Source organism: Pseudomonas oryzae, from assembly GCF_900104805.1.
Classification (GTDB): domain Bacteria; phylum Pseudomonadota; class Gammaproteobacteria; order Pseudomonadales; family Pseudomonadaceae; genus Geopseudomonas; species Geopseudomonas oryzae.
Genome location: NZ_LT629751.1, coordinates 1,267,221 through 1,287,402, shown reverse-complemented (window position 1 = coordinate 1,287,402; position 20,182 = coordinate 1,267,221). Strand labels below are relative to the sequence as shown.

The 20,182-nt window shown below is 69.8% G+C and carries 19 protein-coding genes; 12 read left to right on the top strand and 7 right to left on the bottom strand.

Annotated elements, in window-relative coordinates; translation table 11 throughout:
• Window positions 1–134: 134 nt before the first annotated feature.
• From xdhA to xdhC, 3 genes are all read left to right on the top strand, one after another.
• Window positions 135–1,589 carry a xanthine dehydrogenase small subunit gene (gene xdhA / locus BLT78_RS05855; protein ID WP_090348060.1) on the top strand — a complete coding sequence of 485 codons (1,455 nt, stop codon included), beginning with the start codon at window positions 135–137 and terminating at the stop codon, window positions 1,587–1,589.
• Window positions 1,582–3,930, top strand: a complete 2,349-nt coding sequence (xdhB, locus tag BLT78_RS05850; RefSeq protein ID WP_090348059.1) for a xanthine dehydrogenase molybdopterin binding subunit — start codon at window positions 1,582–1,584, stop codon at window positions 3,928–3,930. Before xdhA ends, xdhB begins: the two co-directional genes overlap by 8 nt.
• A 110-nt stretch (window positions 3,931–4,040) precedes the next feature.
• Window positions 4,041–4,856, top strand: coding sequence for a xanthine dehydrogenase accessory protein XdhC (xdhC, locus tag BLT78_RS05845; protein ID WP_090348058.1), 816 nt, complete (start codon window positions 4,041–4,043; stop codon window positions 4,854–4,856).
• 59 nt (window positions 4,857–4,915) lie between these two features.
• On the opposite strand, the gene BLT78_RS05840 is transcribed toward xdhC, so the two are convergent.
• Window positions 4,916–5,119, bottom strand: coding sequence for a hypothetical protein (locus BLT78_RS05840; protein WP_090348057.1), 204 nt, complete (start codon window positions 5,117–5,119; stop codon window positions 4,916–4,918).
• A 138-nt stretch (window positions 5,120–5,257) separates the two neighbouring features.
• On the opposite strand from BLT78_RS05840, the gene guaD reads away from it, so the two are divergent.
• Window positions 5,258–6,553, top strand: coding sequence for a guanine deaminase (gene guaD, locus BLT78_RS05835; RefSeq protein ID WP_090348056.1), 1,296 nt, complete (start codon window positions 5,258–5,260; stop codon window positions 6,551–6,553).
• Window positions 6,554–6,568: 15 nt separating this feature from the next.
• On the opposite strand, the gene BLT78_RS05830 is transcribed toward guaD, so the two are convergent.
• A complete protein-coding gene (locus BLT78_RS05830; RefSeq protein ID WP_090348055.1) occupies window positions 6,569–7,384 on the bottom strand; it encodes a sugar phosphate isomerase/epimerase family protein in 816 nt (271 codons plus the stop codon).
• A gap of 13 nt (window positions 7,385–7,397) precedes the next feature.
• On the bottom strand, window positions 7,398–8,456 hold the full coding sequence (locus BLT78_RS05825; RefSeq protein ID WP_090348054.1) for a Gfo/Idh/MocA family protein: 1,059 nt from the start codon (window positions 8,454–8,456) through the stop codon (window positions 7,398–7,400).
• 282 nt (window positions 8,457–8,738) lie between these two features.
• Here BLT78_RS05825 and BLT78_RS05820 point away from each other — a divergent pair, with 282 nt between their 5' ends.
• From BLT78_RS05820 to BLT78_RS05810, 3 genes are all read left to right on the top strand, one after another.
• Entirely contained in the window at window positions 8,739–9,299 is a 561-nt protein-coding gene (locus BLT78_RS05820; RefSeq protein ID WP_090348053.1) for a lipid-binding SYLF domain-containing protein, read from the top strand.
• 45 nt (window positions 9,300–9,344) lie between these two features.
• Window positions 9,345–9,800, top strand: a complete 456-nt coding sequence (locus BLT78_RS05815; protein ID WP_090348052.1) for a hypothetical protein — start codon at window positions 9,345–9,347, stop codon at window positions 9,798–9,800.
• 181 nt (window positions 9,801–9,981) lie between these two features.
• The gene (locus BLT78_RS05810) at window positions 9,982–10,383 is read left to right on the top strand and encodes a hypothetical protein (protein ID WP_090348051.1); all 402 of its coding nucleotides are present in this window, start codon (window positions 9,982–9,984) and stop codon (window positions 10,381–10,383) included.
• A gap of 94 nt (window positions 10,384–10,477) precedes the next feature.
• Here the strand turns inward: BLT78_RS05810 and BLT78_RS05805 are convergent, their stop codons facing one another.
• Window positions 10,478–11,254, bottom strand: a complete 777-nt coding sequence (locus tag BLT78_RS05805) for an IclR family transcriptional regulator (RefSeq protein WP_090348050.1) — start codon at window positions 11,252–11,254, stop codon at window positions 10,478–10,480.
• A 243-nt stretch (window positions 11,255–11,497) separates the two neighbouring features.
• On the opposite strand from BLT78_RS05805, the gene BLT78_RS21320 reads away from it, so the two are divergent.
• From BLT78_RS21320 to BLT78_RS05785, 5 genes are all read left to right on the top strand, one after another.
• Window positions 11,498–11,674 carry a hypothetical protein gene (locus BLT78_RS21320; protein WP_157719487.1) on the top strand — a complete coding sequence of 59 codons (177 nt, stop codon included), beginning with the start codon at window positions 11,498–11,500 and terminating at the stop codon, window positions 11,672–11,674.
• A gap of 73 nt (window positions 11,675–11,747) precedes the next feature.
• Window positions 11,748–12,221, top strand: coding sequence for a tripartite tricarboxylate transporter TctB family protein (locus BLT78_RS05800; protein ID WP_090348049.1), 474 nt, complete (start codon window positions 11,748–11,750; stop codon window positions 12,219–12,221).
• A gap of 10 nt (window positions 12,222–12,231) precedes the next feature.
• The gene (locus BLT78_RS05795; protein ID WP_090348048.1) at window positions 12,232–13,746 is read left to right on the top strand and encodes a tripartite tricarboxylate transporter permease; all 1,515 of its coding nucleotides are present in this window, start codon (window positions 12,232–12,234) and stop codon (window positions 13,744–13,746) included.
• A 31-nt stretch (window positions 13,747–13,777) separates the two neighbouring features.
• A complete protein-coding gene (locus BLT78_RS05790) occupies window positions 13,778–14,779 on the top strand; it encodes a tripartite tricarboxylate transporter substrate binding protein (protein ID WP_090348047.1) in 1,002 nt (333 codons plus the stop codon).
• 196 nt (window positions 14,780–14,975) lie between these two features.
• Window positions 14,976–16,667: an FAD-dependent oxidoreductase gene (locus BLT78_RS05785; RefSeq protein ID WP_090348046.1), complete on the top strand. Its 1,692-nt coding sequence runs from the start codon at window positions 14,976–14,978 to the stop codon at window positions 16,665–16,667.
• Window positions 16,668–16,731: 64 nt separating this feature from the next.
• Here the strand turns inward: BLT78_RS05785 and BLT78_RS05780 are convergent, their stop codons facing one another.
• From BLT78_RS05780 to BLT78_RS05770, 3 genes are all read right to left on the bottom strand, one after another.
• Window positions 16,732–18,132 carry a phospholipase D-like domain-containing protein gene (locus BLT78_RS05780; RefSeq protein WP_197673142.1) on the bottom strand — a complete coding sequence of 467 codons (1,401 nt, stop codon included), beginning with the start codon at window positions 18,130–18,132 and terminating at the stop codon, window positions 16,732–16,734.
• Between the two features lie 241 nt (window positions 18,133–18,373).
• The gene (locus BLT78_RS05775) at window positions 18,374–19,114 is read right to left on the bottom strand and encodes a sulfite exporter TauE/SafE family protein (RefSeq protein WP_090348045.1); all 741 of its coding nucleotides are present in this window, start codon (window positions 19,112–19,114) and stop codon (window positions 18,374–18,376) included.
• A gap of 186 nt (window positions 19,115–19,300) precedes the next feature.
• Complete coding sequence (locus BLT78_RS05770; RefSeq protein WP_090348044.1) at window positions 19,301–20,071, bottom strand: IclR family transcriptional regulator domain-containing protein; 771 nt, start codon at window positions 20,069–20,071, stop codon at window positions 19,301–19,303.
• Window positions 20,072–20,182: the final 111 nt, after the last annotated feature.

Genomic DNA, 20,182 nt, shown 5'->3' with positions numbered 1-20,182 from the left:
TCTCTATATTCAATAAAAACCGGGTGTTGGCACGCACCCGCGCGGACCTGAGCGAGACGGCAAAAGGCGTAATATCAAAGTCAACCGCCTTTCCCGCCGGGTATCAGGCGCGACGAGAAGCCTTCGGAGGCCCCTTGATCCAGTTCCTGCTCAACAGCGAGCCGTGCCGCATCGAGCGGCTCGACCCGAACCTCACGGTGCTGCGCTGGCTGCGCGAGCAGCGCCGGCGCACCGGCAGCAAGGAAGGCTGCGCCGCGGGCGACTGCGGCGCCTGCAGCGTGGTGGTCGGCGAGCGGGTGGTGGACGACACCGGCTTCGAACACCTGCGCTACCGGGCGATCAACGCCTGCATCACCCTGCTGGCCAGCCTGCACGGCAAGCAGCTGCTGACCGTCGAGGACCTGCAGCAGGGCGAGCACCTGCATCCGGTGCAGCGGGCGATGGTCGACTGCCACGCCTCGCAGTGCGGCTTCTGCACCCCCGGCATCGTCATGTCGCTGTTCGCCCAGTACAAAAACGCCGCCGGCTTCGAGCGCGAGGCGGTCTGCGCGGCGCTGGCCGGCAACCTGTGCCGCTGCACCGGCTACCGGCCGATCCTCGCCGCCGCCGAGCAGGCCCTCGGCCAGGGCGGCGCGGACCAGTTCAGCGCCCGCGAGGCGGACATCCTCGCCCAGCTGGCGGCCATCGCCGCGCAGGACGTGGCCGAACTGGAGGGCGACGACGCGCGCTGCCGGCTGCCGCGCGACCTCGACGAACTGGCCGCGCTGTACGCGGCCAACCCCGAGGCGCGCCTGCTGGCCGGCGGCACCGACCTGGTGCTGGAGATCACCCAGCAGCACCGCCGCCTGCCGCTGCTGATCCAGCTCGGCCAGGTCGGGGAGCTGAAGACCATCGTCGTCGACGAGGCCACCCTCGATATCGGCGCCGGCGTGGCGCTGAGCGACTGCGCGCCGCTGCTGGCCGCCGATTACCCGGACTTCGGCGCCCTGCTCGCCCGCTTCGCCTCCACCCAGATCCGCAACCAGGCGACCCTGGGCGGCAACCTCGGCAACGCCTCGCCGATCGGCGATTGCGCGCCGCTGCTGATCGCCCTCGGCGCCAGCCTGCTGCTGCGCCGGGGCCAGCGGCGGCGGATGCTGGCGCTGGAGGACTTCTTCCTCGACTACCGGGTCACCGCGCTGCAGCCCGGCGAGTTCATCGAGCGCATCCTGCTGCCGCGCCCGCAGGCCGGCCAGCTGTTCCGCGCCTTCAAGGTGTCCAAGCGCCGCGACGACGACATCGCTGCGGTGTGCGCCGCCGTCCACCTGCAGATCGACGACGGTCTGGTGCGCGAGGCGCGCATCGCCTTCGGCGGCATGGCGGCGATCCCCAGGCGCGCGAACCGCTGCGAGCAGGCGCTGCTCGGCCATCCGTGGAGCGAGACGGCGGTGGAGCGAGCCGCGAGCGCGCTGGAGCAGGACTTCGATCCGCTCGACGACCTGCGCGCCAGCCGCGCCTACCGCCTGCGCGTGGCGCAGAACCTGCTGCGCAAGGCCTGGCTCGAGACCAGCCAGCCCGACCTGCCGACCCGGGTGACCGAGCATGTCTGACTATTCCTCCCGCAGTCCGGAAAACGAGTTCCGCTCCGTCCTGCACACCGGTGTCGGCCAGCCGGTACCCCACGAGAGCTCCGCCCGCCACGTCAGCGGCGCCGCGCAGTACGTCGACGACCACCTGGAGTTCCCAAACCAGCTGCACGTCTACGCGCGCCTCGCCGACCGCCCGCACGCGCGCATCCTGAACATCGATACCGCGCCCTGCTACACGGTGCCCGGCGTAGCCATAGTCATCACCAGTGCCGACGTGCCGGGCGCGCTGGACATCGGCGCGGTGCTGCCGGGCGATCCGCTGCTGGCCGAGGGCGTGGTCGAGTACGTCGGCCAGCCGGTGCTGGCGGTGGCCGCCGACAGCCTGGAGGCGGCGCGCGCGGCGGCCGAGCTGGCGCGGATCGACTACGAGGAGCTGGAGCCGCTGCTGGACATCGAGGAGGCGCTGCGCCGCCGGGACTTCGTCGCGCCCAGCCATACCCAGCAGCGCGGCGACGCCGAGGCGGCACTGGCCAACGCCCCGCACAGCCTGGCCGGCCGCCTGCGCAGCGGCGGCCAGGAGCACTTCTACCTGGAGGGCCAGGCCTGCGCGGTGCTGCCGACCGAGGACGGCGGCATGCTGGTCCACAGCTCGACGCAGAATCCCAGCGAGATCCAGAAGCTGGTCGCCCGGGTGCTTGGCGTGGCGCTGCACAAGGTCGAGGTGGACACCCGGCGCATGGGTGGCGGCTTCGGCGGCAAGGAGACCCAGGCCGCCGGCCCGGCCTGCCTGTGCGCGGTGATCGCCAGCCTCAGCGGGCGGCCGGTGAAGATGCGCCTGCCGCGCCGCGAGGACATGCTGAGCACCGGCAAGCGCCACCCGTTCCTCAGCGACTACGCGGTCGGCTTCGACGACGACGGCCGCCTGCACGGCGTGCGCATCGAGCTGGCCGCCGACTGCGGCTACTCGCCGGACCTGTCCAGCGCCATCGTCGACCGCGCCATGTTCCACGCCGACAACGCCTACTACCTGGGCGATGCCCAGGTGACCGGCCACCGCTGCCGCACCAACCACGCCTCCAACACCGCGTTCCGCGGCTTCGGCGGCCCACAGGGCATGCTGGTCATCGAGGAAGTCATGGAGCGCATCGCCCGCCAGCTCGGCCTCGACCCGCTGGAGGTGCGCAAGCGCAACTACTACGGCATCGGCAGCCGCAACGTCACCCACTACCACCAGACCGTCGAGCACAACCTGCTCCATGACATGACCGCCGAGCTGGAGCAGAGCTGCGAGTACGCCCGCCGCCGCGCCGAGATCCGCGCCTTCAACGCGCGCAGTCCGGTACTGAAGAAGGGCCTGGCGCTGACCCCGGTGAAGTTCGGCATCAGCTTCACCAACAGCTTCCTCAACCAGGCCGGTGCGCTGGTGCACCTCTACACCGACGGCAGCATCCACCTCAACCACGGCGGCACCGAGATGGGCCAGGGCCTCAATACCAAGGTCGCCCAGGTGGTCGCCGAGGTGTTCCAGGTCGAGATCGGGCGCATCCGGATCAGCGCCACCAACACCGCCAAGGTGCCCAACACCTCGGCCACCGCCGCCTCCAGCGGCGCCGACCTCAACGGCAAGGCCGCACAGGCCGCGGCGCTGACCATCCGCCAGCGCCTGGTCGAGTTCGCCGCCAGGCACTGGCAGGTGCCCGAGGAGGCCATCGAGTTCCACGCCGGCCGGGTGCGCGTCGGCGAGCTGGACCTCGACTTCGCCGAACTGGCCAAGGCAGCGCACCAGGGCCAGGTGTCGCTGTCGGCCAGCGGCTTCTACCGCACGCCGAAGATCCACTACGACCGCGAGCAGGCGCGCGGCCGGCCGTTCTACTACTACGCCTTCGGCGTGGCCTGCGCCGAGGTGGTCATCGACACCCTGACCGGCGAATACCGCCTGCTGCGCGCCGACCTCCTCCACGACGTCGGCGCCTCGCTGAACCCGGCCATCGACATCGGCCAGGTGGAAGGCGGCTTCGTCCAGGGCATGGGCTGGCTGACCTGCGAGGAGCTGGTGTGGGACGCGCGCGGCCGCCTGCTGACCACCGGTCCCTCCACCTACAAGATCCCCACCGCCGGCGACGTGCCGGCCGATCTGCGGGTGAAACTGCTGGAGCACCGCCGCAACCCGGAGGACACCGTGTTCCACTCCAAGGCGGTCGGCGAGCCGCCGTTCATGCTGGCCATCTCGGTGTGGTGCGCGATCAAGGACGCCATCGCCAGCCTCGCCGACTACCGCCGGCACGCCGAGCTGGACGCCCCGGCCACCCCGGAGCGGGTGCTGTGGGCGGTGGAGCAGATAAAGAAGATGCCGCGGCAATGACCCGCCCCACAAGGCGAATGAATTCGCCCCTACGCTCGGAAACCGGGCAACGAGGGCGGCCACGGAACTGTAGGGGCGAATTCATTCGCCCTGACGCCGGAGAACGAGCGATGAACAACGCCTGGATCGACGCCCTCGCCGAACTGCACCGGCGCGGCGAACCCTGCGTACTGGTGACAGTGGTCGAGGAGCGCGGCTCCACCCCGCGCAACGCCGGGGCGAAGATGCTGGTCGGCGCCGAGCGTGCCTGGGACAGCATCGGCGGCGGCCATCTGGAATTCCGCGCCCTGCAGATCGCCCGCGAGCTGCTGGCGCGCGGCGCGCAGGCGCCGCAGCTGGAGCGCTTCGCCCTCGGCGCCAGCCTCGGCCAGTGCTGCGGCGGCGCCGCCGTGCTGCTGTTCGAGCCGCTCGGCCGGCCGCGCGCGCACATCGCCCTGTTCGGCGCCGGCCACGTCGGCCGCGCCCTCGCCCCGCTGCTCGCCGCGCTGCCCTGCCAGTTGCGCTGGATCGACGCGCGCGAGGGCGAGTTCCCCGCCGACATCCCGCCCGGGGTGGAACGGCTGGTCAACGACGAACCGCTCGAGGAAGTCGAGCGCATGCCGCCCGGCAGCCACTTCATCGTCATGACCCACGACCACGCGCTCGACCTGCAGCTGACCGAAGCCATCCTGCGCCGCGGCGACTTCGCCTGGTGCGGCCTGATCGGCTCGAAGAGCAAGCGCGCGCGCTTCGAGCATCGCCTGCGCGAGCGCGGCATCCCCGCCGCCCAGCTCGCGCGCCTGCGCTGCCCGATCGGCCTGCCCGAGGTGAAAGGCAAGCTGCCGATGGAGATCGCCATCGCCGTGGCCGGCGAGATCGTCGCCAGCTACAACGGCATGCCGCACGACGAACGCCCGCTGCCGGCGCGAGCCGAGGAACACGTGTAGGGTGCGCCGTGCGCACCACAACGCTGCCGGTGCGCATGGCGCACCCTACGGAGCACGCGCTACAGATCGTCCCAGTGCGGACTGTCGTAGTCCTCGTCCGACACTTCCTCGTCGTCGGGGTCCAGCTCGTCGCGCTCGCCGGCCGCGTCCTCCTCGTCGTCGAACTCGCCTTCGTCGGCGTCCAGCGGCGAAAGCTCCTCGTCGTTGTCGAGGTACTGGTCGTGCTCGGGCTCGTAGCCGTCCGCGTCGAAATCGTCCTGCATGATCGCTCCTGTGCATCACGATGGTGAGGGGCGGCCTGTATACGCAGCGGCCCGCCGGGCGTCAACCGGGCCTCGGGGTTCCCATGCGCCGCCGCGGCGACCATCATGAACGTAGCGCCACCACCCAGGACATCGCCCATGCACGCCTATCGCGCCGCCCTGCTGCACTGCCTGGCCGACCCGCGCGAAGTCGGCAGTGACGCCGCCTGCCAGTACATCGCCGACGGCCTGCTGGTCGTCGCGGACGGCAAGGTCCGGGAAATCGGCCCGGCCGCCGAGCTGCTGGCGGCCCTGCCAGCCGGCACGGCGCTGACCGAGTACCCGGACGCGCTGATCGTCCCCGGTTTCGTCGACACCCACATCCACTTCCCGCAGGTCGGGGTGGTCGCCTCCTACGGCACCCAGCTGCTCGACTGGCTCGAGACCTACACCTTCCCCGCCGAGGCGCGCTTCGCCGATCCGGCCCACGCCCGCGAACAGGCGGCGTTCTTCCTCCGGGAGCTGCTGCGCAACGGCACCACCACCGCGCTGGTGTTCTGCAGCGTGCATCCGCAGTCGGTGGACGCCTTCTTCGAGGAGGCCGCGCGACTCGGCCTGCGCATGATCGCCGGCAAGGTGCTGATGGACCGCAACGCGCCGGCCGAACTGAGCGACAGCGCCGCCTCCGGCTACGACGAGAGCCGCGCGCTGATCGAGCGCTGGCACGGCAAGGGGCGCCTGCACTACGCGGTGACGCCGCGCTTCGCCGCCACCAGCACGCCGGAGCAGCTCGATCTGGCGGCGCGCCTGCTGCGCGAGTACCCGGGGCTCTACCTGCACACCCACCTGGCCGAGAACCATGCCGAGATCGAATGGGTCAGGGAGCTGTTCCCCGCGCGCAGCGGTTACCTCGACGTCTACGACCACCACGGCCTGCTCGGCGCGCGCTCGGTGTTCGCCCACGCCATCCACCTGGACGACGGCGAATGCCGGCGCCTGGGCGAGAGCGGCTCGGCGGTGGCCTTCTGCCCGACCTCCAACCTGTTCCTCGGCAGCGGCCTGTTCGACCTGGCGAAGCTGGACGCCCACGGCGTGCGCGTCGGCCTGGGCACGGACATCGGCGCCGGCACCAGCTTCTCGCAACTGCAGACGCTCAACGAGGCCTACAAGGTGCTGCAGCTGCAGGGCCAGCAGCTCGATCCGTTCCGCGCCCTGTACCTGGCCACCCTCGGCGGCGCCCGCGCGCTCTACCTGGACCAGCACCTCGGCAACCTGCAGCCGGGCAAGGACGCCGACTTCGTGGTGCTCGACCTCAAGGCCACGCCGCTGCTCGAACACCGCCTCGCGCAGTCGCGCAGCCTGGCGGAAACCCTGTTCGCCCTGACCATCCTCGGCGACGACCGCGCCGTGCGCGAGACCTTCGCCGCCGGGGTGTCGGTGCACCGGCGCGCCTGACGCCGGTGCATCGGCTCAGAGCTGCGCCAGCAGGGTGCGCGCCTTGTCGATGGCGATCTGCGCCCGCTCCAGGGCGCCGACGCCCTGCTCATAGAGCTGGCGGGTGGGAATTTCCAGGCTGAGTGGCAGATCGGCCGGCAGCGCGCGCAAGAGACCGAGCAGGTCGCAGTCGCCGTCGCCCGGGAAGCGCCGCTCGTTGCGCGCCTGGCGGAGGATCTCGGCCATGTCGTCCGGCACCGGGCCGGCCACGTCGCACAGCTGGGCGTAGTGGATGCGCGCCGGATCGAGGCGGGCAAGATCCTCCAGGCGCGAGCCGGAACGGTTGAAGTGGAAGGCGTCGACCAGCACGCAGCCATTGGCGCGCCCGGCGTTGTCGACGATGCACATGGCCTGGGTCAGGTCGCGGGCGTCGGTCCAGGGCATGAACTCCAGGTGCGGATACAGGCCGAAGCCGGCGGCGAGATCGCAGAAGGCGGCGAAGTTGTCGGTAAGCCGCGCCTCGTCGGGATCGTTGCCGGCCACCAGCACGGTGCTGGCGCCCAGTTCGGCGCCGACCGCGAGCACCTGCTCGAACTCGGCGACGCAGGTCTCGGGCTTCAGGCGCAGGATCTCCACGTCGAATACCCGGACGCCGCTATCGCGCAGACGCGCCCGGGTCTGGCGCAGCAGGCCGGTGTCGGCCACCAGCGGGAAGTGGTGCTCCTCGGGCGTCGCCGGCACCAGGCGCAGGCCGACATGGCTGTAGCCGGCGCGGGCGGCCACCTCGACCATGTCCGGCGGGGACAGCTCGAGGACGGTCAGGGCGGCGAGGGAAAGGTTGCGTTCGCTCATGGCGGTTCTCTGCTTATTCGATGGAAATGCGGTCGGGGACACAGACGCGGCCGCTGGCGGAGGCGCGCTGGATGGCTTCGATCAGCGCCAGCGTGTTGCCGGCGTCGGCGGCGCTGACCAGTGGCGCGGCTTGCCCGCGCACGACGTGGACGAAGTGCTCGAGCTGGCGGCGCAGCGCCTCGGCGGGCTGGAAACCTTCCTCACGGCTCAGCAACGGCTGGTGCCAGCCGGCCCCGGGCTCGGCGTAGTGCCACAGCCTCAGCTGCGGAATGCTCAGCGCGCCGCGGGTGCCGGCCAGCAGGTAGCACGGCTGGTCGGCCTGGCGCGGATAGACCGGGTTCTCCCCGGAGTCCAGCTCCCAGCTCCAGGGCGCGGCCACCGCATCCGAACCGGTCAGGGTGCCGAGCGCGCCATTGGCGAAGCGCAGCAGGATCGCCGCGCTGTCCTCGTTGGCGAAGCCGCGCACACCGTTGCCGGTGATCGCCTGCACCTCGGCCACCTCGCCGCACAGGTGGCGCAGCAGGTCGAGGTCGTGGATCAGGTTGGTGAACAGCATCCCGGCGCCCGGTTCGCGACGCCAGGCGACGTCGAAGTAGCTGTCCGGCTTCTGCAGCTGCCACAGCGCGGTGACCGTGGTCAGCCGGCCGAGACTGCCGTCCCGCACCAGCTCGCGGGCGCGCACGATCAGCGGGTTGTGCCGGCGATGGTGGCCGACCAGCACCGGCACTGCGGCGTTCCGCGAGGCGGCGACCAGTTCGCGCACCTCGTCGAGGTGCACGCCGACCGGCTTCTCCAGCAGCACCGGCACGCCAGCGGCGATGCAGTCCAGCGCGGTGCTGACGTGCAGGGTGTTGGGGGTGGCGACGATCACCGCCTGCGGGCGGCCCTCGTCGAGCATCCGCCGGTGGTCGGCGAAGTGCGGCACGCCGCATTCGGCGGCAAAGGCCGCGGCCTGCGGGCCGGGATCGGCCACGGCGCACAGTCGGGCCTCGGGCAGGTCGTTGAGGTGCTGGCAGTGCTGACGTCCCATGACGCCGGCACCGATCAGCGCGATTCGCAGTGGTTCGGCCAAGGCGGGTTCCTCTTGTTGTTATGGCTGTCGACCTGGAAGCAGGAGCAGTGCTACTGACTCCGCCCAGGTGCGCCTCGGCTTATTTAGAACCCAGTTCCACTTTTAGACAAGCGGCGACAACCCAAGCCTGTTCGATTAACGAACACTTGCAAAAGGTGCAGTAATACGCGCGGCAACGGTGTCTACCGAACAGGCCACCCCGGACAGCCAGTTTCGATCTGGGCTGGGGCAGTAGACCGGCCCCAGGCATCTGGGGCCCAAACCGGTAGAGGAGTATGAAAAATGACTCAATCCATCAGGTATTTTCTCGCCATCGCCCTCGCGGCCCTCGCCCTGCTCTCGGCCGGTCTGCCGAACAGCGTCAGCGCAGCAACCGCCCAGGACCTGGATACCGACTCCCGGCAGGCTCTGCAGACCCTCTACAGGTCCCATCCCCTGGCCAAAACCATTGGCGGCAATGCCAAGGCGATTCTCGTCTTCCCGAACATCGTCAAGGCCGGGCTGGTATTTGGCGGCAGCTACGGTGAAGGCGAGCTGATACGCGGCTCGCAGGTCGACGGTTACTACAACTTCGTGGGCGGCTCCTGGGGCTTGCAGGCCGGTGCGCAGTCCTACGCCTATGCGCTGTTCCTGATGAACGACAAGGCCATGAACCATCTGCGCGAGACCAAGGGCTGGGAAATCGGCGTGGGCCCGACCGTGGTACTGGTCGACGAGGGCGTCGCGAAGAACCTGTCCACCACCACGCTGCGCGAGGATGCCTACGCGTTCATTTTCAACCAACAGGGCCTGATGGCTGGCATCAGCATCGAAGGGACGAAGATTTCCCTGATCAAGCGCTGAGCTGAAACGGCAGCACCGCCCGCGGGCACGTGAGGAGTAGTCGCCATGAAACTCTTTCACCCACAAAAGTCGGCAGCCACGGTGCTGACCGTGCTACTGGCCTCGTTTCCCGTGCTGCTGCCGACCGCCGATGCGCAGATGATCGACAGCGCGGCCGTGCAGTTGCAGCCGCAGGAGCAGAACGGCATCACCTATCTGTCCGGCGGCATTGGCCGGGACGAATCGGAGGCCTTCAAGCAGATTGAAGGTTACAACCTGCACATGACCTTCTCGACAGGGCCGCTCAATCAGTATCTGAGCAACGTCGATCTGGTCATCCAGGCCGCCGATGGGCGCTCCCTGCTGGAGTTGAACCAGGTGGGGCCGATCGTTTACGTCAAGCTGCCGGCCGACAAGTACTCGATCATTGCCCGACAGAATGGTCAGGAAAAACGCAGCAGCATCGATCTCAAGGCGGTGGCGGTCGGCACGGTGAATCTGCACTGGAGTGATGCCCCCTGAACCAGCGTGGCCGCAGACGCAATTGCAGTGCCGCCTGCGGCCACGCTGGTTGGCGAAGCCACCCGGCGGAGTCGCCTTTTCGTCGCCCATGGGCGACGGCGCCACGACTCACCTCCGGTGACCGGAATCGACGCCGCCCGCCAATGGGCAAGCGTCGCGCCGCGACGCTATGATCGGAGGCATGACCATCCCTTTTCCGATCCGCCAGCCCTGCCCGCCCGGCGCCTGCATCTGCGGGCGCGAGCTGTTGCTGGAGGATCCGGCCGCCGACCTGCGCGTGCTGCGCCTGACCCGTCAGGAGGAAAAGCGCTTGGTCGAGCGCCTGGAAAACATCCAGAGCCTCGACGACCTCGAGCACATGCAGCGGCGCCTGTTCGAGCAACTGGGCATCCGCCTGCACGTCGCCCCCGGCTTCAACGAGGTGCGCACCATGCGCGGCATCGCCATCAACCTCGACGAGCAGCTCGGCCTGTGCCGCAAGACCCGCCAGGCGATTCCGGCGGCGATCCGCCGCGGCCTGGAGAAGCGTCCGGAGATCGCCTGGCGCCTGCTCGACGCGCACGACCTGCTGCGCGACGCCTGACCCCCGCCATCCGCGGCAACCCGGCAACATCGAGGCTATCCGCCGCGAGCGGCCGGCGATCTGCGCCGATCCCGCTGACCGGCGCCGCGATGGCTCAGGAAAACAGCTCCGACGCCTGACTGGCCTGCGACAGCTCCTCGCCGGCCTCCAGCAGGCGCGGCGCCAGCTGGTGCATGCGCGCCTCGCCCAGGCGGGCGCTGGGGCCGGCCAGGCTGAGTACGCCGATGGGATGGCCGTCGCGCGGATGGCGAATCACCGAGGCCATGGCCGCGGTGCCGACCGCCGAGCTTTCCATCACCCAGGCGTAGCCATGCGCGCGGGCCAGTTGCAGGCGCGCGAGCAGCGCGGCCTCGCTGCGCGGGGCGTTGGGGCCGAGTTCGGCGGGATCGACCGGGGTCTGCTGCGCCACCTTGGCCAGCGCCTCGGCGTCGCTCATGCTGGCCAGCCAGGCATGCCCGGAGGCGGTGGAGGACAGCGGCGCGTCGCGGCCCATGTCCGGGTCGTAGCGCAGGCCACCGCGCGCGCCCTGCGACTTGGCGATCCAGGTCAGACGCTCGCCGTCGATCACCCCCAGGCGCACCAGCTCGCCGGTCTCCTCGGCCAGACGGTCGAGGATCGGCTGCACCACGTCGGCGCCGCTGTTGGCCAGGTAGCGGAAGCCCAGCGCCACCAACTTGGTGGACAGTTGATAGCGGCTGGTCTGCGGGTCCTGGCGCACGTAACCGAGACGGATCAGCTCGGCGAGCATGCGGTGGGTGGCGCTCTTGGGGATCTGCAACTGGTCGGCCAGGGCCTGCATCTGCACCCCGCCCGGGTCGGTGGTCAGGCTCTCCAGAAGACTCAGCGCGCGTTCGATTTGACTGCCTGCCATGTTGGGTATCCGTGCGTTAGATGTGACGATTCTAAAAGAGCCGATGCTTCGACGAAAACAGCGCGATTCGCGCCGGGCTCCCGGCTGGGAATAGGTAAAATGTTCCATCCGGTTAGTTTTTGTTCGATTATCGAACGGCTCGGATTGCCATTTGTGAAACCTGGTTCCAATAATCCCAGCACCGGCACCGCCACACCAGCGCTGTCGGGATGCCGATAAATATAAGAATCCAGGTACACCCTCATGCACGATGCTTCGCTCGCACGCCCCGCCGCAGCCGCCGTCCTGACCGATTGCTGGACCGGCCTCGCCCCGCTCGTCTACTTCGACGCCCGGCCCACCCCGCGTTCCGGTCAACCCGCAGCCTCGCGCGGCGCCGCGCCCGGCAGCCTGCGCCGTCTGCTGCGCCTGATCGCCTGACCGCCGGGCCCTGCCCGCTCCCCATCCACGACCATGCGGAGGCGCGTTCGCGTCTCCGGCGGAGAGACTCGCCATGTCAAAACCGCTCGAACAACGCCAGGTCGGCGAACTCGCCTTCGTCACCCTGCTGCTCGCTCTGGCTGCCGGCGTCGCCGTCGAGGCCTGGCGCATCGCCGGCTTCAGCGGCATCAGCTCGCCCGGCGCCTTCCCGCTCGGCGTCAGCACCGTGCTGCTGCTGAGCGGGAGCGTCATTCTCGGCGACGCCCTGCGCAAACCGTCCGCCGCTGCCGGCGGCTGGCTGTCCGCCGCACGGCAGTTCTGCGCGCAGCATTTTCCACGCTGCATTCTGGTGTTCATCGCCCTGGCGGTGGCCTACCTGGCCAGCATCCAGTGGGCCAGCTTCTACCCCGCCACCTTCGTCTTCCTGCTGCTCTCGGTGCTCTACCTGCGCGGCGGTCGGCCGCTGGTGGCGCTGCTGGCCAGCGGCGTGTCGACCGGCCTGATCTGGCTGCTGTTCAGCCTCGCCTTCAGCGTCTACCTGCCCTGAGGAATCCCCCGTGAGCGAAACCTTCTCCTACCTGCTGATGGCCTGGCTGGATCCGCAGCTGCTGATGCTCACCGCGCTGGGCACCTTCGCCGGCATCTACATCGGCGCCATCCCCGGCCTGTCGGTGACCATGGCGGTGTCGATCCTGGTCTCCTTCACCTTCTCCTGGGAGGTCAACAGCGCCCTGGCGCTGATCGTCGGCATCTTCATCGGCGGGGTGTACGGCGGCTCGCGCAGCGCCATCCTGCTCAACATTCCCGGCGCGCCCTCCGCGGTGGCCACCGGCTTCGACGGCTACCCGCTGGCCAAGCTCGGCGATGCCGGCCGCGCCATCGGCCTGAGCACGGTGATGTCGGTGATCGGCGGCCTGGCCGGCACCGTGGTGCTGGCCTGCGCGGCGCCGGTGATCGGCGAGATGGCGCTGAAGTTCGCCCCGCGCGACTACTTCCTGATCGCCGCGCTCGGCCTGCTGCTGGTCGGCAGCCTGGCCGAGGGCTCGCTGGCCAAGGGCGTGTTCGCCGCCGCGCTGGGCACGGTGATCGGTCTGGTCGGCATGGACCCGGTCACCGCGCAGGGCCGCTTCACCTTCGACCAGGTCGAACTGATGGGCGGCATCCACTACGTGGTGGTGATGATCGGCCTGTTCGGCGTCGCCGAGGCCTTCTACCAGCTGCACAGCCTGGACGTGGCGCCGGTGCGCCAGCAGGTCAGCAAGATCGTGCCGTCGCTGGCGATGGTGCTGAAGTTCCTGCCGCTGTCGCTGCGCACCGCGGTGATCGGCGTGCTGGTCGGCGCCCTGCCCGGCGTCGGCGGCGACATCGCCGCGCTGATGGCCTACGACCACGCCAAGCGCACGGTGAAGAAGCCCAGCCGGCCGTTCGGCCAGGGCGCCTACGAGGGCCTGGTGGCGCCGGAAACCGCCAACAGCGCGGCGGTCGGTGGCGCCTACGTGCCGATGCTGACCCTCGGCATCCCGGGCGATGCGGTGACCGCGGTGATCATCGGCGCGCTGGTGATCCACGGCCTCAACCCCGGTCCGATGCTGATGGTGGAAAGCCCGCACATCTTCTGGTTCACCGTCGGCAACCTGGCGCTGGCCAACCTGTTCCTGCTGGTATTCGGCCTGATGGGCATCAAGCTGTTCGCCAAGCTGGTCGAGCTGCCCAAGGCCCTGCTGATCCCGCTGATCCTGGTGCTCTGCGTGGTCGGCACCTACTCGATCAACAGCAGCATGACCGAGGTGTACTGGATGCTCGGCTTCGGCCTGCTCGGCTACTTCCTCAAGGCCTTCGGCTTCCAGATGGGCCCGGTGATCCTCGGCGTGATCCTCGGCCCGATGATGGACAACTCCTATCGCCAGGCCATGGCCTCGGTCGGCGACGACCCGGCCGCGCTGCTCGGCGAGCTGGTCAGCAACCCGGTGTCGCTGATCCTCACCCTCGGCATCACCCTGATCCTCCTCGGCAAGACCCCCGCAGCGGTCTGGCTGAGGAAGAAGTGCACCTCCACCCCTGTCACCCCCTGATCCGAAAACAACAACAAGCGGAGTACCTCCCATGCTCAAGAAAATGCTCGCCGGAATGACCCTCGCCGCCTGCGCCGCCGGTTTCGCCCTCGCCGCCCAGGCCGACTACCCGGAGCGGCCGATCCAGGCGGTGATCCCCTGGGGCGCCGGCGGCGCCACCGACAACGTGATGCGCAGCCTGTCGCCCTACGTCGAGAAGGAACTCGGCGGCAAGCTGATCCTCAACAACCGCCCGGGCGGCACCGCGGTGATCGGCACCACCTACGTGCTCGGCCAGCAGCCCAACGGCTACACCGTGCTGCTCGGCGCCGAGAACCCGCAGCTGTATCCGGTGCTGGGCCTGGCCAAGTTCGACTACAGCGCGCTCTACCCGATCAACCTGATCGGCCAGAACGTCGCGGTGATCGCCACCCACGCCGACAGCCCGTGGAACAGCATGGCCGACCTGATGGCCGCGGCCAAGGCCAACCCCGGCACCCTGCGCATGGGCGGCGCCGGCGCCGGCGCCCTGCCCAACACCGTGCACTCGATGATCAGCGCGGTGGACCAGCTCGAGGTGCGCGAGGTGACCTTCGGCGGCGACGGCCCCGGCATCACCGCGCTGATGGGCAAGCACATCGACTTCATGCCGCTGAGCCTGGCCGCCGCCAAGGAGCTGATCCGCACCGGCAAGCTCAAGGCGCTGGCGGTGGTCAGCACCGAGGCGCACCCCGAGCTGCCGGGCGTCGAGCCGATCAGCAAGACCCTGCCGGGGATCGCCGACTACCTGCCGTGGGGGCCGTTCTGGGGCGTCTGGGTGCACAAGGACACCCCCGACGACATCAAGCAGAAGCTGACCGCCGCCTACAGCAAGGCGGTGGCCAGCCCCGAGTTCCAAGCCTTCCTCAAGGACTACGGCGCCAAGTCGCTGAACCTCAGCGGCGCGGAGGCCAGCGAGTACCTCAGCCGCTGGCAGTCGGTCACCGCCTGGTCGATGTACAAGGCCAAGGCGGTGGCGGTCGCCCCGGACAGCCTGGGCATCGCCAAGCCCTGATCCCACCACTCCCGCACAGGCCCGGCACTTCGCCGGGCCTGTCGTTTTCACGGTCGGCATTTCGTCGCCAGCGGCTTGTGCCTCTTGGCGGCAAGTCTTCCCGGCTCTATTATTGGAACCATGTTCCAAAAACAACACATGGCGCCAAGCGCCCAGCTGGAGTAACTGCGATGCCTGCGAGCCCCCTCACCCCCCGGTGGAATGCGATGTCCTGGTCATAGGTTCGGGCGCCGCCGGCCTGTCGGCCGCGGTGACCGCCGCCTGGCACGGCCAGCAGGTGGTGCTGGTGGAGAAGGACCCGGTGTTCGGCGGCGCCACCGCCTGGTCGGGCGGCTGGATGTGGGTGCCGTGCAACCCGCTGGCGCGCCGCGCCGGCATCGTCGAGGATCCGGAACTGCCGCGCACCTACCTCAAGCACGAGCTGGGCGACAAGTACGACCCCGCGCGCATCGACGCCTTCCTCGAAGCCGGCCCGCACATGGTCGAGTTCTTCGAGAAGCACACCCGCCTGCAGTTCGCCGACGGCAACCAGATCGCCGACATCCACGGCGACAGCCCCGGCGCCGGCACCGGCGGCCGCTCGGTGATCGCCGCGCCCTGGGACGGCCGCGAGGCCGGCGCGCTGATCCACCGCCTGCGCAAGACCATGCGCGAGACCTCGTTCCTGGGCATGCCGATCATGGCCGGCAAGGACCTGGCCGCCTTCCTCAGCGTCACCCGCTCGGCGCGCTCGTTCGTCTACGCCGGCAGGCGCTTCGGCCGCCACCTGATCGACCTCGCCCGCCACGGCCGCGCCATGCAGCTGGTCAACGGCGTGGCGCTGGTCGCCCGCTTGGCCAAGTCGGCCGAGGAGCTCGGCGTGCGCCTGATCGAGTCGGCGCCGGCGCGGCGGCTGCTGATGGAGAGCGGCGCGGTGCGTGGCGCGGTGGTGGAGACTGCGCAGGGCGAAGTCAGCATCCGCGCGCGCAAGGCGGTGGTGCTGGCCGCCGGCGGCTTCCCCAACGACATCGAGCGGCGCAAGCAACTGTTCCCGCGCACGCCCACCGGCCATGAGCACCTCGCCCTGCCGCCGCAGGGCGCCTCCGGCGACGGCCTGCGCCTGGGCGAGTCGGTCGGCGGCCAGGTGGCCACCGACCTGGTCTCGCCGGTGGCCTGGGCGCCGGTTTCGCTGGTGCGCCACCCGGACGGCAGCACCGGCCACTTCCCGCACATCATCGAGCGCGGCAAGCCGGGGATCATCGGCGTGCTGGCCGACGGCAGGCGCTTCGTCAACGAGGCCCACGGCTACTACGACTACACCGCGGCGATGGTCGCCGCGGTGCCACCGGGCCAGGAGGTCGCCTCCTGGCTGGTCTGCGATCACCGCTTCCAGCGCCGCTACGGCCTGGGCATCTCGCGCCCGGCGCCGGTACCGCTGGACGGCTGGCTGCGCAACGGCTATCTCAAGCGCGGCAAGACCATCGAGGAGCTGGCGCGCGCCTGCGGCATCGACCCGGCCGGGCTGGCTAAGACCGTCGCCGAATACAACCGCCATGCCCGGAACGGTGAGGACCCGGCGTTCGGCCGCGGCTCGACCCTCTACAACCGCAAGCAGGGCGACGCCACCCACCAGCCCAACCCTTGCGTGGCGCCCATCGAGCACGGACCGTTCTACGCGGTGAAGGTGCAGCCCGGTTGCTTCGGCACCTTCGCCGGCCTCAAGACCAACGCCAGCGCCCAGGTACTGGACGAAAGCGGCCAACCGATCCCCGGCCTGTACGCCGCCGGCACCGACATGGCCAGCATCATGGGTGGCCACTACCCGGCCGGCGGCATCAACCTCGGCCCGGCGCTGACCTTCGGCTACATCGCCGGGCGGCATATCGCCGGGGCGAGCGATTGGGAGTGATCCGGGGCGCAGCGGAAGAGGCTGTTTGCCACCCTTGCCCACCGCGCCCCGCATGGCCGTCGTCTCACAACTGCAACCCCAGCAACTGCGAGATGCCCTCAGCCGCGTCGCGCAGCAGGCCCGGCTGAGTGGCGACGTAGGGACTGGCGCCGAGCCTTTCCTGCTCGAACCAGGCGGCGAAGCGGCGCACGTCCTCGCGCTGGTGGAAGGCGACCATCAGCTCGTAGTTGAGAAACAGGCTGCGGCTGTCGAAGTTGGCGGAGCCGCTCAGCGCCAGCGTCTCGTCGAACAGCGCCAGCTTGCCGTGCATCATCCCCGGCGCCAGCCAGATCCGTGCGCCGGCGGCGGCCAGTGCCCGTAGCGGGCGCCCACGAGCCAAGTCGGACATCCGGTGATTGGAGCGCGCCGGCAGCAGCAGGTCGACCGTCACCCCACGGCGCGCGGCCAGGCACAGCGCCATCAGCAGCGCCGACTCGGGAACGAAGTACGGCGTGGCAAGGGCGATGCGCTGGCGGGCCTGGTAGGCGCCGGTGATCAGCAGCGCAAAGACGCTGTCGTCGGCCTGATCCGGGCCGGAGGCGACCAGTTGCGCACCCTCGGCGGCCCATCCGGCCGAGGGGGCGCCGGGTTCAAGGGGGCCGCCGTTCGGCAACCCCCTGGCGAACGCCCAGTCGCGCTCGAACAGTGCGCTGGCCTGGGCGGTCAGCGGCCCGCGCAGGTCGAAACTCAGGTCGCGCCAGGGCGCGGCGCCGGGCTTGCCCTCGAAGTATTCCGCCGCCAGGTTGCGCCCGCCACACCAGAGGCGGCATGCGGGGCGGCCCGCATCGGCGATCAGCAGTTTGCGATGGTTGCGCAGGTTGGTCGGAGAGCGCAGCGGAGCGCGCAGCGGCGGCACGAACAGCGCCAGTTCGCCGCCGGCCTCCGTCAGGGGTCGCAGGTTCGGCCGGCGGGCCATCAGGATGCCCATGCCATCCAGCAACACGCGGACGCGCACCCCCGCGCGGGCCTTGTGGCAGAGCCGCTCGAGCACCGTCTCGCCGAGCGCGTCGCGGCCGATGAGGAAGGTGCACAGGTCGAGGGAGACCTGCGCCGCGTCGATGCTGGCCAACAGCGCCTCGCCCGCCTGGCGACCATCGGCGTGCACGTTCAGGTCGCAGTAGCGTGCCGGCGCGGGCTGGCCGAGCGCGACTATGGTGTCGACGGCCCAGCCACCGGCAGCGGATTGCCCGCCCGGCACCGGTAATGCCACGAGAGCCGGACGCGCCAGCTTGCGGGTGCCGAACAGCAGGAAGGCCGGCAGGGCCAGGTAAGGCAGCAGCAGGATGAACAGCATCCAGGCGACCGCCGCGACGGGATGGCGACGCTGGCGCAGCACATGGGAGTTGACCACGTAGACGAGGACGGCCACCACGGTGATCAGGCCATCCAGCGTCAGCCAGTGGATGAGGGACATGTCGGCAAGCATGGACGAGACCTCGGCCAGTGGGAGCGCGGCGACGACGCTCCTTGACTCGACCTGTACCCGTCGCGGGCGCAGCGGTCACAGGCACTCCCTGAAGTGTCGCCGCTACTGGCGGAAGTGCTAGGAAATCGCCCGACTGTCGTTTGCCGCCGTTTCCGCGCAGGCAGGCGTCCAGCTTGTAGATTCCCACCGACGCGGCACAGACCACTTTCTCAACGTGCGCCGAGTGGCCGACAGGCCATCTTTACCAGTGCTTGACCAGCAACTGCACGCCGGCCAGCAGCATGCCGGCGCGGGCGATGCGGTAGAACCACTGGTGGTTGACCTTGTCCTGCAGCCACAGGCCGGCCCACACGCCGAGCGGCACCAGCGGCCCCAGGGCCAGGCTGGCCAGCAGGTTTTCCTGGGTGAACTGGCCGAGCATGCCGTAGGGCACCAGCTTGACTGCGTTGGTGAGCAGAAAGAACACGTTGATGGTGGCCACGTAGCGCACCTTGTCGAGCTGCTGCGGCAGCAGGTGCATCATGATCGGCGGGCCGCCGGCGTGGGCGACGAAGCTGGTGAAGCCGGCCAGGGTGGAGAACAGCGTGCCCGAGCCCTTGGCCGGCGGCTGACCCGGCCGCGCCTTGGGCGGGTGGATCAGGTTGGCCAGCACGAAGGCCACGGCGATGCCGCCGATCATGAGGCCGATGATCCGCTCGTTGAGCATGCCGAAGCTCAGCGAGCCGATCAGCACGCCGATCAGCGCGCCGGGCAGCATGATCTTCAGGTTGGCCACGTCCCACTTGCCGTAGTAGGCGCGCAGGCCGACCACGTCGGCCATGCAGAGGATCGGCAGCATGATCGCCGCCGCCTGGGTCGGCGCCACGCCGAGCGCCAAGAGCGGCACGGCGATGCCGCCCAGCGCCCCGCCGAAACCGCCCTTGGACAGGCCGGTGAGCAGCACCGCGGGCACGGCGAACAGGAAGAACTCTAGAGAAAGCATCGGCACGGTTTCCGGGATTGATCGGGGCGGCGCGGCAGCGGCTGGACGGCGCCTGCGCGAGAGCGGCCTGGCGCGCAGGTTCGGACGAAGGGCGATTGGAGCACAAACCGCCGGCAGGGGCCGTCCCCTTCGCCGGTTACCGCACGCAATCGCTCTGGGCCGGCGATTTCACCGCAAAACGCCGGCTCAATCCAGCACCGGCTTGAGCAGCGCCTGCGCCTCGTAGAGCGGCAGCAGGTAGCGCAGGCGCATCTCCTCGATGCTGACGCGCGAGGCGTGGGTGGTGAGCGACAGGGTCGCCTGCAGCCGCCCGCCGCGCCCGTAGAGCGGCACCGTGAGCACGCGCATGCCCACCTCGAATTCCTGATCGACGATGGCGTAGCCCTCCGCGGCGATCTGCGTCAGCTCGGCGCGGATCGCCGCCTCGTCGGTGCGGGTGTAGGGGGTCAGCTGGCGCAGCGGCGTGCGAGCGAAATAGGCGGCCAGCTCGTCCTCGGGCAAGTGCGCCAGCCACACCCGGCCACTGGCGGTGCAGTACATCGGCACCCGCGAGCCGGGGCGGATCGACAGCGAGGCGATGTGGCTGTAGCGGCTGCGCACGATGTGCACGATGTCGTCGCCGTCGCGCAGGCCCACCGCGACGTGCTCGCCGGTGGTGCGCGCCACCTGCTCGACCACCGGGCGCAGCATGCGCGGCATCTGCGCCGAGTCGACGTAGGCCTGGCCGATGCGCAGCGCCTTGGCGGTCAGCCAGTACTGGCGGCCGTCGGTCTCGGCGAAGCCCTCGTGCACCAGGGTCAGCAGGAAGCGCCGCGCCGCGCTCGGCGTCAGTCCCGACTGGCGGGCCGCCTGCGGCACGCTCAGGCGCGGCTGGTCCTCGCTGAACAGCTGCATCAGGGCGAGGCCTTTCTGCAGCCCGGCGATCAGGTCGCGCGGGTGGATCTCCGTTTGGCTCATCGACGCTCCTCGGGAATTTTGGCCACATAGTGCGATTATCGCAGTGTCGATGCGATTAACAACCTGAATGACCGTCCAGCGCGTTGTTGGCCCGGCGAGGCCCTCGCAATA